The sequence below is a fragment of the Helicobacter cinaedi CCUG 18818 = ATCC BAA-847 genome, assembly GCF_000155475.1.
GTDB lineage: Bacteria > Campylobacterota > Campylobacteria > Campylobacterales > Helicobacteraceae > Helicobacter_C > Helicobacter_C cinaedi.
In genome coordinates this window covers 265,358-281,032 of the sequence record NZ_DS990393.1, presented here as the reverse complement: position 1 = coordinate 281,032, position 15,675 = coordinate 265,358, and the positions used below count along the sequence as shown (strand labels likewise).

Genomic DNA, 15,675 nt, shown 5'->3' with positions numbered 1-15,675 from the left:
CAATCCAAAACACAAGGGAATCACGATGAATAAACATTTACAAGACCTTATCCAAGTGGCTGCTTATGATATACAAATTGATGAGTTAGGACCAAAGATTCAAAAAATCCGCAGTGAGCTTGATGAGAAGCTTAGCCAACAAGCCCAGATTCTAAAAAATATTGAGAATCTTAACCAAGAAGCCCACGCCATAAACCTTGAAATCGCTCATCACGACAGAAATATCCAAGATGCCTCAGCCAAATTAGAGCAAATCTCTAAAAAGCAAAAGGAAGTCAAAACGGAAAAAGAAATCCGTGCCTTAGATGTAGAATCTGATATTGCTAAAGAAAATATGACACATTCAAATAGTGAGATTGAGCGGCTTGAGGCGTTGAAACTCACTAAAGAAGAAGAGAAAAATGCCTATGCCCCACAGCTTGAAGAGCTAAAATCTCTTATCCAAACGCTTGAATCCCAAACTCAAAGCCAAGTCCAAGAGATTAAAAAGGCACAGCAAGATTTGTTTGATAAAAAAGAAACATTAAGTGCAAAAATGGATAGTAAAATTACAGGATTTTATGCCAAGATTCGCCGATGGGCGGGGAATACAAGTGTTGTACCGGTTTTCAAACAAGCCTGTGGTGGCTGCTTTATGAAGCTTAATGACACCATTTATAATGAAATCATTAAGGGCAGTGATATTATCAACTGCCCACATTGTGGCAGGATTCTCTATATCGCTCCACAAAATGAAAGCAAAGCAGTAAGCAAAAAAGAGGAAGTAGAAGCATAAGCTCAGGCATTTTTTTGGAAACACGCAAGGCAGGACAAACGCAGTGAAAAACACAAAACCAAGCTTTCCTTGTATATATTTTCTATCCTGCCTTTTGCTGTATCTTATCGCTCTCCCCCTTTTATGTATCACTGCCTTTCGTGCCAAACATAGAGATTCTATCCCGGCTAGATTTTCGCCATTTCAAGCGTTAAAAAAGCTAGAAAAATCCCCAAACTTATGGTTTCACGCTTGTTCTTATGGCGAGATAAAGTCTTTAGAGCCACTGCTTAAAGCCCTAGATTCAAAACCCTACACTATTCTTATTACCACAATCACACACACGGGCTTTAATGAAGCCAAACGCTTATATGCAAATAGGCAGGATTCCAGCTTGTGCGTTATGGTGCGTTACTTGCCTTTTGAGATTTTTCTGCCCTTTTGGGCTAAGAATCTGCACGAGATTCAAGCACTCATCGTAACAGAAGCGGAATTATGGAAAATGCTTTTTTATGTTGCAAAATCTCACAACGCCCACACTTTGCTTATTAACGCTAGAATCTCACAACGCTCCCTTAAAAGCTATCAGCGTTTTAAGGGCTTTTATCAAAGCATTTTTGCTTTTGTTGATGAAGTCTTAGCACAAAGCAGTGTTGATAAAAAGCGGTTAGAAAGCCTTGGGGCAAAAAATGTCAGCTCTTTTGGGAATCTTAAAATGCTAAATACCCCAACCCTTAGTGCCACTTATACAAAGCCAAATCGCCCTATCTTTTGTGCGGCAAGCACACATAAGGGCGAAGAAAAGCTGATTTTAGAAAGCTTTAAAGCCCTTTGTGCCAACACACAATCCCAAGAAAACACCCCGCAAGAAACCCCATTACTTCTTATCGCTCCACGCCACCCAGAGCGGTTTAAGGAAGTCTATGAACTCACGCAAAGCTTTTTTCAAACGACACTTTTTTCACAGCATAAACTTGAATCCAACGCGCAAGCCATTGTGATTGACACGCTAGGCGAGTTAAATAGTCTCTATGCGATTAGCGATGTGGTAATTTTATGTGGGAGCTTTATGCCAAATATCGGCGGACATAATCCGCTTGAACCAGCCTTTTTCCACGCAAAGCTTATAAGCGGGGAGCATATTTTTAATCAATACGCCCTTTTTGAATCTGTGGAAAATTATGTGCTAATCCCGCCTCAAAGTTTGCAAGACACACTCTCAAGGTGGCAGGAACTCCCAAAAAGCTCTATAAAATTAGATTCAGCTCACAAGCTTACTACCCTTATACAAAAGATTGAAAATGCCAACTGACAAAGCCTATAAGCTCCTAGCCAAAGCCAAGTGCATTTCTCATAATCTCGCTAAGTCTCTCATTGATAAAGGGCTTGTATCAAGCAATGGTAAAAAAATCACTATCGCAAGGCTAGAACTGCCCTTGAGTGCGAATTTTGAAGTGGCAGAGATAAAAAAGCCAAAAGTCATTTTTGAAGACAAGCAGATTTTAGCCCTTGATAAGCCCCCATTTATAGAATCTTATGATTTAAGCGATATGTTTGAAGGTTGGAGCTTACTCCACAGGCTTGATAAGCAAACAAGCGGAGTAATTTTACTCATACAAGAAAATAGCCCCTTTCATCTCAAAGCCAAAGAAGCCTTTAAAAAACAGGCTGTCTATAAGGAATACATCTGCCTACTACACGGAATCTTAGCAGATTCTATTACCATTAATAAGCCCATATCCACAATAAAAAAGGGCTTTGCCAAGTCTCGCATTGATAAAAATGGGCTGTCCGCTCACACACAGCTAACCCCCCTAAGCATTGTTGGCAAAAAGACACAAGCCCAAGCCATCATCACCACTGGTCGCACTCACCAAATCCGTGTGCATTGCCAGAGTATCAATCACCCCATTGTCGGCGACACACTCTATGGCAACACAAATGACAATGCCAAGCGGCTAATGCTCCACGCACATAAAATTCGCCTTTTAGACTATGAGTTTGTTTCCCTACTCCCGCAAGAATTTCATATAGGCTAGATAACAAAAGGGACGATCGTGCAGTTTTTCTACTCTCACGGATTCCACTCTTCACTCCATTGCCAAGCCTATTTTAGAATCTCACAGGGCTTAGACATCACGCCTTTTCAGCTTGTGTATGACAATGGCGGGGACTTTATAGCAAACCTCCATAGCTTAAAAGAACAATTTCTAAGCGAATATAAAGAAAATGAGCCTTTTTGCTTTGTAGGCAACTCTTTGGGGGCATTCTACCTGTGGCAACTCACGCTTTTTGCCCCATATTTTGAGATACCCTCCCCTCAAGCGATGATGCTTTTTAATCCCGTTTTAACGCCCCTAGCCCAGCTTGAAAAATACATTAACAAGCCTCAAACCAACACCACCACGCAAAAAGCATTTACACTCACTTTAGAATCTTGGCAGAGCTACGCCCACGCATTACAAATCCCTCCGCCAAAGGATATAAAAATCTGCGTGTGTATCTCGCAAAATGATGAGCTGATTAATCCTAGAATCTCACAAGCCTATTGGCAAAACTACGCAGAGATTCTGCATTCTCAAAGCGGACACATTATAGCCGACTTTAACCCATACAAAGAGCCATTTAACGCTTTGCTTCAAAGATTTGAGATTAAGTAATGTGGGTTATATGCAAACTTAAGGGTGAGTAGAGGAGGAGAGAGGCTATATGAAGTTTTACATTATTGCAACAGTAATACTTTTGGGTAGCTATATGGCACAAAATACACTTAAAAAAATGCTTTGCAAGTTTATGGGTTGCCACCACTTACAAGGTGTGGCTATAAAATAAAAGCATTGATTTGGGCAGATGGGAACATTACACCGCTCATAAAAGATTTTCCACTCAATGTACCCCCCCCTATAAGACAATTCTCTTTTTTTATTCTTTTATTCCAAATATTCTTATCTACAATGTTACTTTTATGCCCACAAATTTTGCTTAATTTTTATTAAAAATATTAAAAAAGTAATATTTACCTTTACTTTTTATACTCCACTTGTCTTTGTAAAGCAAAGATGAATTTTCTAAAAAAGGAGTGCGTGTGCGACAAAATGTATTAAACGCAAAAGTGTTGGATATGGCGTGTGAGATGATAATCGCTCAAGATGAGATATTGCGGTTATGTCTTAATGTGTTAAGCGATGAGCTAAAAAAGCAAAAATATTCGCTTAAAATATGCCAAGATAGTGAAATGGCGGAATATTATGTGATATGTCAGCCGCAAGAAAAGCCTTGCTTTAGCGTGGTTATGGGCTATTTTGCTGGGAGATTTTGGAGCGGGGTGATGTATGTAGAGAGTGAGAAGCTAGAGAATAACGCTAGCAAGCTGGAATCTTTACAAGAGCATTTTAGGGCTAAAAATATCGCCATAGATTTAAATGCTGAAGAATGCGTGTTTGTAGAATCTAGCGTGATTACAAATCTAGGTTTTGTAGAGTTCAAGCAAAAAAGCCTAGAATCTTTGCCTAAAAATCTAGCCCTGTGTCAAAAGCTTAACGCCACTCTAGGCGATTTTGCCTAGATTCCAAATTTTCGTACCACGATTCTAAAAAGTGGTGGGAGAATAAGCAGTGTAAGCATTGAAGAGGTAACAAGCCCCCCTAGCACCACCACCGCTAGGGGCTTTTGCACTTCACTTCCCACACCTGTGGATAAAAGCATAGGGATAAGCCCAAGTCCGGCGATAAATGCTGTCATCAAAACCGGACGCAACCGCCGTTTCGCTCCAATCACCACAACATCATTAAGATCATAACCTTCTTTTAAAAGCTGTAAGAAATAACCCACCATTACAACACCATTTAACACCGCGATACCAAAAAGTGCGATAAAGCCAACAGATGCTGGGACGGAGATATATTCGCCTGAGATAAAAAGCGATATAAGTCCGCCGGTAACAGCAAATGGGATATTTAGCAAAATCAGCAAAGACAAAGGAATGGATTTAAAAGTAAAAAAGAGGATAAAAAAGATAGCTAAAATACTCAGTGGAATAACGGTTGAAAGTCTTTTATTCGCGCGTTGCTGGTTTTCAAACTGCCCACCATAAGTGATAGAATAGCCCTCTGGAAACTGCACTTGTGCGGCGATTTTCTGCTTTGCTTCTTCCACAAATCCGCCTAAATCTCGCCCAATGACATTGCTTCGCACAACGCTGTATCGCTTACTTTGCTCCCTTTGAATCTGCACGGGACCATCTACTTCTTTAATATTTGCCACAGAGCTAATAGGCACAGGATTGCCATCAAGGGAACTCATCTGCAAACTTTTAAGCTTTGTAATATCAGTGGCAATATCAGAATCTTGGCGAATGATGACGGGGATTCTCGCAAAGCCTTGCGGGATATAAGTTACCATTATGCCTTCCAGACTTGAACGCATAAATTTTGTAAATTCATCGCTTGAGATTCCTGTATTTGCCATAACGGAATACTGGGGCGTTACATGGAGATAATTCACCCCTTTATTAAGTGTGGTAAAAACTTCCGCAGAGCCTTGAATCCCTTTAAGAATATCCACAATTTGTGAGCTTAACTCATTAAGCTTATCTATCTCTAAGCCAAAGATTTTAATGGCTAAATCCCCACGCACACCGGTAAGCATTTCTGAAATTCTCATATCAATGGGCTGCACAAGGGCGATATTCATACCTTTAAATTCATTGATAACAGAGCGGATTTTCTCTTCCACCTCTTCCATAGAATCCGCTTCCCACTCATCTTTTGGCTTAAAGGATATAAAGGCATCACTTTGATTTGGTCCTGCTGGATCAAGTCCCACTTCATCGGCTCCAGTTCTTGTGACGACACTTTTAATTTCTGGCACTTTTGAAAGTAGCTCTTTTTGCATTAAAAGCATCACATCACGGCTTTGCTCAAGCGATATAGATGGGCTAGATTCAATGTTTAGCACAATATCGCCTTCTTGCAGCGTTGGCATAAACGCACTGCCGATAAATGGAAAAAGCGAAAAGCTAAAGACAAGGAAGCACACCGCACCAACAAGCAGAAATTTTGTTTTTGTGAGAGCAAAATCAAGCATTGGTGCATACGTTTTGTGGAAAAATTGCGTAACTTTAGTCTCGTGGTGCTGGGAAGCCTTTAGCACAAATGAGCTAATCACCGGAATAACCGTCATTGATAAGATAAGCGAGCCAAGCAAGGCAAAAACAATGGTTTGTGCTAGGGGGACAAAGAATTTACCCTCCAAGCCTTCAAGTGTAAGGATAGGCACAAAAAAGATGATGATAATTAAGATTCCACTAAAGACGGATACAGAGATTTCCTTGCACGCACGATAAATCGTGTGGAGCTTTGGCGAGTTTTTAGCAAGACTCAACTTCTCAAAGGCATTTTCCACCGTTACAACTGCAGAATCTACTAAGATTCCAACCGCAATGGCAAGTCCGCCAAGACTCATAAGGTTGGCCGAGATTCCATAATAGCTCATCATCACAAAAGCCACAGCAATAGCAAGAGGCAAAATCACGCTCACCGCCACCGCCGCACGCACATCGCCTAAAAACAAAAAGAGTAAGATGACAATAAGCACAACCGCTTCAGCAAGGGTTTTGATGACATTATTGACAGCCTTTTGCGTGAGTTGGGATCTATCATAGAAAATCCGCAAGTCTATACTTTCAGGTAGCTCGGCTTTGAGCTCTTCCATTTTTATTTTTATCTCTTTAATTGCATCGCGTGAGTTCGCACCCTTTAGGGATAGCACTAAGCCTTGTGTTGTCTCACCTTTACCATCAATGGTTACAAGCCCAAGCCGTGTCATATGGCTTTCAATTACATCACAGAAATTCCCCACACGCACGAATCCAAACTTTGTGATAATAGAAATGCTTTTAATCTCTTCTATATTTGTAGAGCCTGTCTGTACTTTGACAAGGAAGCTTTCTCCATCTCGTGATACGCGTCCAGCTCCGTCATTTTTAAGATTTGCCTCTAGCACCTGCTCCAAATCGCTAATAGTGATTCCAAGTCGTGCCATATCATCAAAATCCGGCACAATCGCAATGGCTTTAGCATAGCCCCCTAGGCGATTGACATCAGCTACACCTTTGATATTTCTCAATGCTGGGCGGATTGTAAAATCAAGGAGTTGCCGCTTTTGTACTTCAGAGATTGAATCATCAGTGCTTTCAATAGTAAACATAAACATATCACTCAAAGGCGTTACAATCGGTGCTAGTCCCCCAATCACGCCGGAGGGCAAATCGCCCATAGCCATTGAGAGCTTTTCATTGACCATATTTCTAGCCAAATAAATATCTGTGCCATCATTAAAATCAATAGTAATATCAGCGATTCCATATTTTGAAAGACTACGCAGACTTTTTTGATTTGGTAAGCCAAGCAGTTCTAACTCCAAAGGACGTACGACACGATTTTCTACTTCCTCTGGTGCCATACCCGGAGCTTTAAGGATAATTTTTACTTGTGTGGAGGATACATCGGGGAAGGCATCAATGGGGATTGTCAAAAAGGAATATGTCCCAAATATAAAAAGCATAATCGCACTAAGGATAACAATCATTCTTTGACGCAGGGAAAATTCAATAATTTTTGCTAACATCTATTGTTTCCCAAGCCCGTCCATCATACCTTTAAGGCTTATAATATTACCTGTGGCAATTTTCATTTGATTGTTTAGCCCTTTTGGGTTAATCACAAAGCTATTATCCCGCTCTTCTACTTTTTCAATTTTTGTAGGCTTAAATCCTTTGGCAGTTTGGATAAAAATAAGATAGTCATTGCCATTTTTTATAACCGCAGATGAGGGAATAAGAATCGTGCCTTTAGGCAGCAATCCATCAATATATACTTCAATCATCTCTCCCACTTTGAGATTAGTATCGCGGATATTTGCCGTGGCAAGAATAGTATTTGATACCTTATCAATCACAACTGATAAGGCTTCAATCTCGCCGATTTTATTGCCATCATCATCAAAAAGTGGCGCTCCTTTTTGGATATTGTGCGAGAGATGAAGTGGAATCTTAATTCGTCCAAGAAGACTATTGCTTGTTTTTTCTGTATTTGTTGAGATTCTCACATAGGGCGTAAAGGCTTCGATTTTTTCCCCACTTTGCTTTGGAGCAACTGATAAGATTCCAGAAGCTTTAGCTACAACGGGATAACCATACTTGCCTTGAGAGCCTTTATTTATAAATTTAGGATCAATGCCTAACAAATCAAGCTTTGATTTAATCTCATTAAGCTTAAGTCGCAGCTCATTCATCGCAAGATAGCTTAACTGATACTCACGCTTTGAAATCACACCTGCCTTATACAAGGCTTTATCTTTGCGTTCATTTTCGGCGGCGATTTTGAGCCTTTCTTGCGTATTTGTCAGCTCAAAAAATAACGCACTTAGCTCATTTGAGCTAATATCGCAGATTAAATCCCCTTCTTTTACGCTCTCTCCCTCGCGTTTGTAGATATTCACCACGATGGTTTCAAAGCTTGAGCTTTGTGTGATTGAAGTCTTATCATCAAAGTCAATAAGGGCGTTAAAAGGCACACCCTTTGTATTAAAGGCTTGATTAAGCGGAATAACCTTTATGCCATTTTTGGCTGTCTCTTCTTGAGAGATTGCAATTTCTTCAAAACTAAAAGCAAAATGTATAAGCACAGCTGGAAGCAGCCAAAGGGATTTTATAGGATTCATTTTTGCTCCTTAGATGTGTTGATGTGGGGTTTTATTTGTAGCGCTTGAACCTTGGTAAGATTTAGCACTGAGCTTAGCGTTTCTTCTAGCTTGGCGAGTGTTTGGACATAATCGCGTTTTGCTTGAGTGGTGGCAATCATAGAGTTGAGATGTTCGTTTTTCACGCTTAAATATTCAAACGCACTTGTTTTTCCCGCCTCATAGCCAATGCGTGCAATTTCGCTAAGCTCGGCACGATTATTTTCATTATCTTTTGCTAGGGCTATAATCTCTTTTTTATTATCAAGCTGTGCTAGGTAGGAGTTGGCATTAGTAAATAAAGAATCTTTTAGAATCTCGCCCTCTCGTATAGAGCCACTTTGCAAGGCAAGATACATCGCCTTTTGGTTGCCATATTTTGTCGTAAGCGGAATGGGAATCTTAACTTTTGCAATAATGCCTTCACTTGATTCTGAAGCCACAATACCACCACCAATTTCAATGCTATCAAATCGCGATTGTGAAGCGACACTTGCACTATATTGATAATCTTTCACATCAAGGGCAACAATATCAAGGTAGAGATTCTGCTCTAGGTGCTTTTCAAGGTTAGCATTATCAAATTGCAAAAACGCAAATTCCAAACCATCAACGACTAAATCGCTATCCTGCGTGGTAATGCCTAAAATGACTTTCAGTGCGTTCAGGGTGTTTATCATATCAGTATGCGAAGTTTTAAGGGCTACTTTTGTAGCTAAAAAATCGCTTTTAAAGAAAAGGTATTGTGATTTGCTTATGCGTCCGGCTTCATACTGCACTTGCGAGATTTTGAGCTGATTTTTGGCATTTTCATAGCGGTTTGTGTAGATTTGGTGCTGCTCTTGTAAAACAAGGTAGTCTAAATACAAACGCTTAGCGGTGATAAGGGCTAGGCGTTTGGTAAGCTCATAAGACTTCTCCTGTCTTAAAATCTTATTTTGGTAGCTTTGTGCTAGAGTGTAGGTTACCCACGGCAGACGCGGTGTGAGCGTAAGCAAAATGGTATTTTCAAGCTCTTTGCCTCCGCTTGGTGATTTGACTTGACTAGTCTCTGCATCTACATAGCTTGCATTCCACGAACGCATTGCCTTGCCCTCATACAAAAGGCTTTGGGTTAAAGCACGAGACTTGGCAAGATTAATGGAATTTTTCTCAACGCGTTCTATGAACTCATTAAGATTCAGTGTTTGTTTATTTTTGGGCGTGTAGATATGGAAGTCGGATTCAAGCTTATTAAAATCTACAAATTCAGAATCTGCATATATAAAGCTTACGCACAAGAATAGGGCGTAAAGATATTTCATTAGAATGTCCTTATTGATTTTTGTGGGTTTATTATAGAGTATTTTTTTCACATTTTTGATAATGTTTCACATTTTTTTTTACATTTTAATGTTTCAAACTTTTCTTAAAATCTCGCAAAAGGGTGTTGAAACGATTAACATATACGGGATTCTTAGCGTTTAGGTATTCGCTAATCATAAGAATCTGCTTTTGATTAAGGCTTGTAATAATATTCACACACACATCGCTAAATTCCTGTTCATCTTGCCCATATATAGATTCATCAAGCATTTGTGTGTATTGCGTGAAGATTTTTTGGTCGCGTTCGTCTTGCTTCTTATCTTCAATGAGCTTATCTCTCATATCTTCTAACTCTTCTGTAGGAAGATTTTTAAGATAATTCTTAGAATACATTCCTGTTAAGGATAGGACTTCAGCAACGAGCTGGAGCTTTTCTGGCGTGTTGTTGAGATATTCCTTGTAAGTGTCATTAAAGATATTTTTAGACATAAAATTTTTGACAATACGCAATTTAAAATGTGCCATATCAAGAATCTGTTGTTTTTTTGTCTCATCGCTTAACTCTTGGATTGTATTTTGTAGTCTGTGCGTGTCGTTGCGGATTTTTTCATAATGATTCATCATTACCTTATATTCTTCAATAGGCAATTCTTTAAGATGTTTGGAAATCCTATCAAGCAAAATTTCTTGAAACTCACGATAGGCAATCCGCAAGATTCTCTGCAATTTATGAGCAGATACATTTTTGATACTTAGCGTTAAAATATCAGCAATATCCGCATAGCTAAAATCATCAAATCCCCCCTTGATAACATCAATAAGGGCAAGTGTGTCTTTGGCATTTTCACAGACTTTGAGCTTAAGCTCCCCAATATCAGCCTCATCAAGTGTGCTTGTTACGACAAATTCATCTTCGCTCATATAGTGTAAAAAATTAAGGGTATTCTCGCGGGTGTCTTTTTCATAGAGCTTTACAATATCATCTTGCTCAAGTCTATCAAGCTCCTCTTGTGTATGCCCTTGGCGAAGCAGAAAGGCTTTCACTTGTTTTATGTCATTTGCATCATTCATACAAAGCCTTATAGATTTTTACCATATCAATATGCGAATCTTCATCGTGCATACGCAGGATACTCGCTCCATTTTGCAACGCACATAAATGCAGTGCCAAGCTCCCTGCCAGCCTATCTTGCTTATCTCTACCGGTAATTTCTCCTATGGTATTTTTGCGACTAGCCCCCACAAGCAAAGGGAATCCAAAGTGCAAAAAATGCGATAAATGCTTAATCAACGCAAGATTCTGTTGTGTAGTTTTTGCAAAGCCAAAGCCAATATCAAGGATAATATTTTGTATATTGTAAGCTTTGCATTTTTCTATTTTCTCTGCAAAGAAGCTGTCTATTTCGGCAAAAATATCATCATATTGCGTGAGATTCTGCATTGTCTTTGGTGTGCCTTTAGAGTGCATAAGTATCACTTTAGCCTTATGCTTTTGTGCGGCTTTAAACATCTCTTCATCTGCAAAACCGCTAATATCATTAATGATTGTAAAGCCCTTGTTTAGGGCATAATCAGCCGTCTTGGGATTATAAGTATCTATGCTAAATTCTGCTTTTTCATAAAGCTTGTTTGTGTGAATATACTCAATTATAGGCTCAAGTCGCATAATCTCACTTTGTGAATCTATAAGCTCACTGCCCGGACGCGAGCTTGCCCCACCAATGTCAATAATGCCTACTTCTTTTGCTAAAAGGGCGTGGATTCTATCCTTTGCCCCTTGTGTGTCTTGGCGTGAGGGGGCATAAAAGCTATCAGGTGTTACATTGACAATCGCCATAATCATCGAGCGTATTTTAGAATCTTTGCTAACAAATTCTAAATGATTAGAATCTAAATGCGCCTTAAGCTTTAAGCGTAAATCTTTTAGTCCAAAGGGCTGATAGGCAAGTTTGTGGATAAGCTTTTCAAGCTGGGAAGGCGTTACAATAAGGATAGCTTTTTTCTCGCCCTGATGTTTGATGCAGCCTCGCGGTGTGGCACAATCCCCACCAATGCTTAAAGCTTCTTGTTTTAAAATATTTAAAGCTTCAAAGCTTAAGTCTTTAATCTCAAAGCCTAGAATCTGGGACTTTTTACTCATAATTTTCTGCCCGATTCTATCCGCACCTATTTGTTTTATAGCTTGTGGAATGGCGTGGGTATTGATTTTTTGCACCCTTATTACTTGATGTGTCATTGTAGGCTCTTTTGTTTTTGGTAGATTCTAAGCAGTAGGGGCAGGAAAATATAGTTATGCTTTTCTGTGGCGTCATTTTGATTAAGCTTAATGGCTGTATCAAATAGGCTTAGCTCTCTGTGTGTGAGTTTAATCTCTGCTTCATTTAATGCAAAAAGCAAGGATTCTATTTGGAGTTTTGTTTCTTCTTTGCTTGGGGCTTTGCCCTCATTTTGTTTGCAAAAATGATAAATCTCTTGGAGGCTAAGCTTTTTTACATTAAGGGCAAAGGGCGGTAGCTCTAAGTTGCTTTTATGTGTGATGATACGCATTCTTGAGCGGATTGTAGGCAATAGGGCATTTTTGTTTTTTGCTATAAGGATAAATTGAATCTTGCTAGGAGGCTCTTCAATGATTTTAAGCAGGGCATTTTGTGCGGCGTGATTGTATTTGTTTGCTGCTAGGATTATAAGGCTTTGCTTCTCGCGTGTAAGGTAGCTTTGTGCGATGACTTCCTTTGCATCATCAATCTTAAAATCTTCTCTTTCAAATACTTCAACATACTGCTCTTCATAGCCCAAAACAAGCTCTTCAATGAGTGGGGCAAAATGCTGTGCGATGTGAATGATCCCTATCATATTTGCCCTAAATATCAAGTGATATTTTATCAAGCATTGCCGCTAGAATCGCCCTATCAAAGAGCTTGAAGAGATTAAGCAATTTGTAGTCTAGCTTCTCATCAGTGGAGCTAAAAATATCATTTTCATCAAAAATCCAATGCCAACCTTGCTGATCGTGTTTGGCAAACTCCGATCGGGCATTTTTTTTGCCAATATACCAAAAATGATAGTTGCTATACATCATATCAAGCATATTGATAAGTGGCATAAATCCCTGTATTCCGCCATCTTTACTGCTAGAATCTATCATATCGTGTAAATGTTTGATTTGCACGATGGGGAAAAATGGACGCCCTTTGTGATGCTGATTGATATGTGTGATGATATAGTCCCCAAACCACTCTCTTTGCTCATCTGTAAGGATAATAACACTGCCACCTTCAAGGATATGCTTTAAAATCCTAGCCATATTTGGTAGGAGCAAAAATCGTTTTTCTTCAAGCCAACCGCTTGAAATACCCCTTTTTTCATCATTACGAATCGTATTTAAAAGCCAATCACTGATATTCTCCATAGATTCTCCGCTTTTATTCTTCTAGGCGATACACGCTGTGAATCTTCCGCACCGCTGTTTCTGCAAACTCTGCGTCAATAATCATTGAGATTTTTATCTCGCTTGTGCTTATCATCATAATGTTAATATTATCTTCTGCTAACGCCTTAAAAGCTGTGCTAGCTACGCCAGAGTGAGACTTCATACCCACCCCTACAATAGAGACTTTGGCAATGTCATTATCATACTCTATGCTGCCAAAATCATCTTTAAATTTTTCAAGCACCTGTTGTGTCAGGGCAACTTCAGTTTTTGGGATTGTAAAGTCAATATCGGTTTTGCCATCGCGTCCTATGGTTTGGACAATCATATCTACATTAATATTATTATCAGCCAAAAGCCCAAAAATATCCGCGGCAATGCCCGGGCGATCTTGCACATCAGCAAGGCTCACTCGTGCTTGATTTTTATCTAATGCCACGCCACTAACGATCGGTTTTTCCATAATGTCCTCCTCTTTGGTAATCAGTGTGCCTTCACTTTGACTAAAAGAACTTGCCGAGATGAGCTTGACATTAAGCTTTTTAGCTAATTCCACAGAGCGATTAAGCAGGACTTTTGCCCCCATAGACGCAAGCTCTAGCATTTCATCATAGCTTATTTTTTCTAGTTTTTTTGCGTTTTTAACGATGCGTGGGTCGGTTGTGTAGATTCCATCTACATCGCTATAAATTTCACATACAGAAGCGTTTAATGCCCCAGCTATCGCCACGGCTGATAGATCGCTCCCTCCACGCCCAAGTGTCGTTACTTCCCCGTGCTGACTTATCCCTTGGAATCCAGCCACGACTACGACATAATCTTGATTTAAAAGATGAAAAATTTTTGTAGTATCAATGTATTCAATCCGTGCTTTTGTGTGAAACTCATCAGTAATTATCCCAGCTCCTCGCCCACTTAAGGATATGGCTTTAATCCCCATAGATTCTAAAGCAATGGCTAAAAGAGCGGCAGTTACTCGCTCTCCGGAGCTTAGCACCATATCTACTTCACGCGTATTTGGCAGTGGGGTAAAATGCTGTGTGAAGTTAATAAGCCTATCTGTCTCCCCACTCATCGCACTCACCACAACAACAAGGCTATGCCCTTGTGCCTTGCGTTGCAAGACTTTTCTGGCGACATTGCTTATCCTATCGCAATCCCCCATACTTGTGCCACCATATTTCTGCACGATTAGCATAACAATCCTTGCATTATAATCCTTAGTGTGTAAAATAAGTCCGCAATCATAGAATCTTCTTGCTTAAAATTAAAGATAACCTTCTTTTTTGAAATGCCCCAGCACCTGCTTATACACTTCTTTTTTAAAATGTGTTACCCTTTCAAACAAGCCCTTTTGCGTTACAAACTCATATTTGTCAAATTCGGGGTGTTCTGTTTGGATATTTATCGCATTATCATTTTTCAGTCGCACAAGGAAGTATTTTTGAATCTGCCCTGCAAAGCCCACATACATTTTTTTTGCCATTGTTTTTGGGAAGTCATATTGAATCCAATGCGGACATTCACTTAGCACCTCTACTTCATCAGTGCCAATCTCTTCTCTTAATTCTCTAAAAAGGGCTGCCCTAGGGCTTTCCCCCTCGTCAATCCCACCTTGTGGAAACTGCCACGCTCCCTTAATATCACAGCGTTGGGCGATGAAAAAGCGACATTCCCTAGGATACACGCTTGAGAGGAGTACAGCAGCGACATTTGGACGATATTTTCTTGCTTCATTACCCTGTGTTGTGTTTGAATCCATACTCATAGCCTTTTTTGTCCTACCATTTTGCTCGGTATTATAAGGTATAATGCCTAATAATGAAGTAAGAAGAGAATCTATAAGCATTTACAATATATGAGGGATAAAAAATGTTACTTTATATTCATATACCTTTTTGTTCTAGCAAATGTGGCTATTGTGCATTTAATTCTTTTGTGGATAGAGAGGGTGAGATAGAGGCGTATGTTAGGGCATTGCGTGAAGATATACACCATAGCCTTAGGGGTAACACGCAGAGTATTACTTCTATTTTTTTTGGTGGTGGGACACCAAATTTTTTAGATTCTAAGTATTATGAAAAGATTTTTGAGAGTATTTATACAAATGCGAATGTGGCTAGGGATTGCGAGATTAGCCTTGAATGCAATGTGAATCTACTCAATCTTGCGTGGTGCAAAGACTTGCTTTCGCTTGGGGCAAATCGCTTAAGCATAGGGATTCAAAGCTTTAATGAAAATAAACTCGCCTTTTTACAAAGGGAACACAAAGCAAAAGATATTGCGTTGAATGTGGAATATGCCTTCAGTGTGGGCTTTAAGAATCTGAGCTGTGATATTATCACAAATACACCGCTAGATTCTAAAAAGGTGGTTGAAGCTGATATTACAAACACCCTGAAACTGCCTATATCACATATTTCTATCTATGGTTTAAGCATTGATG

Annotated in this window: 16 protein-coding genes; 7 read left to right on the top strand and 9 right to left on the bottom strand. The window is 39.6% G+C overall.

Annotation, left to right across the window (positions count from 1 at the left end; translation table 11 throughout):
* Positions 1-25: 25 nt before the first annotated feature.
* From HCCG_RS09270 to HCCG_RS09250, 6 genes are all read left to right on the top strand, one after another.
* Complete coding sequence (locus HCCG_RS09270) at positions 26-775, top strand: zinc ribbon domain-containing protein (RefSeq protein WP_002957256.1); 750 nt, start codon at positions 26-28, stop codon at positions 773-775.
* A gap of 43 nt (positions 776-818) precedes the next feature.
* A complete protein-coding gene (gene waaA / locus HCCG_RS09265; RefSeq protein WP_230197938.1) occupies positions 819-2,066 on the top strand; it encodes a lipid IV(A) 3-deoxy-D-manno-octulosonic acid transferase in 1,248 nt (415 codons plus the stop codon).
* The gene (locus HCCG_RS09260) at positions 2,056-2,793 is read left to right on the top strand and encodes a pseudouridine synthase family protein (RefSeq protein WP_002957254.1); all 738 of its coding nucleotides are present in this window, start codon (positions 2,056-2,058) and stop codon (positions 2,791-2,793) included. The genes waaA and HCCG_RS09260 overlap by 11 nt, the downstream gene beginning before the upstream one ends.
* An 18-nt stretch (positions 2,794-2,811) precedes the next feature.
* A complete protein-coding gene (locus tag HCCG_RS09255; protein ID WP_002957253.1) occupies positions 2,812-3,414 on the top strand; it encodes a YqiA/YcfP family alpha/beta fold hydrolase in 603 nt (200 codons plus the stop codon).
* Positions 3,415-3,463: 49 nt separating this feature from the next.
* Positions 3,464-3,586 carry a hypothetical protein gene (locus HCCG_RS12865; RefSeq protein ID WP_002957252.1) on the top strand — a complete coding sequence of 41 codons (123 nt, stop codon included), beginning with the start codon at positions 3,464-3,466 and terminating at the stop codon, positions 3,584-3,586.
* A 253-nt stretch (positions 3,587-3,839) separates the two neighbouring features.
* Positions 3,840-4,319 (top strand): hypothetical protein, encoded by a 480-nt coding sequence (locus HCCG_RS09250; protein ID WP_015453242.1) that lies wholly within the window; start codon positions 3,840-3,842, stop codon positions 4,317-4,319.
* On the opposite strand, the gene HCCG_RS09245 is transcribed toward HCCG_RS09250, so the two are convergent.
* The 9 genes from HCCG_RS09245 to HCCG_RS09205 all read right to left on the bottom strand — a co-directional run bounded on the left by HCCG_RS09245 (position 4,316) and on the right by HCCG_RS09205 (position 14,991).
* On the bottom strand, positions 4,316-7,381 hold the full coding sequence (locus HCCG_RS09245) for an efflux RND transporter permease subunit (RefSeq protein WP_002957249.1): 3,066 nt from the start codon (positions 7,379-7,381) through the stop codon (positions 4,316-4,318). The two genes, HCCG_RS09250 and HCCG_RS09245, sit on opposite strands and share 4 nt — an antisense overlap.
* On the bottom strand, positions 7,382-8,476 hold the full coding sequence (locus HCCG_RS09240) for an efflux RND transporter periplasmic adaptor subunit (protein ID WP_002957248.1): 1,095 nt from the start codon (positions 8,474-8,476) through the stop codon (positions 7,382-7,384).
* Positions 8,473-9,798: a TolC family protein gene (locus HCCG_RS09235; RefSeq protein WP_015453243.1), complete on the bottom strand. Its 1,326-nt coding sequence runs from the start codon at positions 9,796-9,798 to the stop codon at positions 8,473-8,475. The genes HCCG_RS09240 and HCCG_RS09235 overlap by 4 nt, the downstream gene beginning before the upstream one ends.
* A gap of 85 nt (positions 9,799-9,883) precedes the next feature.
* A complete protein-coding gene (locus HCCG_RS09230) occupies positions 9,884-10,870 on the bottom strand; it encodes a hypothetical protein (protein ID WP_002957246.1) in 987 nt (328 codons plus the stop codon).
* Positions 10,863-12,020: a dihydropteroate synthase gene (gene folP, locus HCCG_RS09225; RefSeq protein ID WP_172618401.1), complete on the bottom strand. Its 1,158-nt coding sequence runs from the start codon at positions 12,018-12,020 to the stop codon at positions 10,863-10,865. Before folP ends, HCCG_RS09230 begins: the two co-directional genes overlap by 8 nt.
* 11 nt (positions 12,021-12,031) lie before the next feature.
* Positions 12,032-12,652: a DNA polymerase III subunit delta' gene (locus HCCG_RS09220; protein ID WP_002957244.1), complete on the bottom strand. Its 621-nt coding sequence runs from the start codon at positions 12,650-12,652 to the stop codon at positions 12,032-12,034.
* Between the two features lie 7 nt (positions 12,653-12,659).
* Positions 12,660-13,208 (bottom strand): HobA family DNA replication regulator, encoded by a 549-nt coding sequence (locus tag HCCG_RS09215; RefSeq protein WP_002957243.1) that lies wholly within the window; start codon positions 13,206-13,208, stop codon positions 12,660-12,662.
* A gap of 13 nt (positions 13,209-13,221) precedes the next feature.
* On the bottom strand, positions 13,222-14,427 hold the full coding sequence (locus HCCG_RS09210; protein WP_002957242.1) for an aspartate kinase: 1,206 nt from the start codon (positions 14,425-14,427) through the stop codon (positions 13,222-13,224).
* 69 nt (positions 14,428-14,496) lie between these two features.
* On the bottom strand, positions 14,497-14,991 hold the full coding sequence (locus tag HCCG_RS09205) for an RNA pyrophosphohydrolase (protein ID WP_002957241.1): 495 nt from the start codon (positions 14,989-14,991) through the stop codon (positions 14,497-14,499).
* A gap of 110 nt (positions 14,992-15,101) precedes the next feature.
* Between HCCG_RS09205 and hemW the strand changes: the two genes are divergently transcribed.
* A partial coding sequence (gene hemW / locus HCCG_RS09200) for a radical SAM family heme chaperone HemW (protein WP_002957240.1) occupies positions 15,102-15,675 on the top strand: 574 nt, incomplete at its 3' end.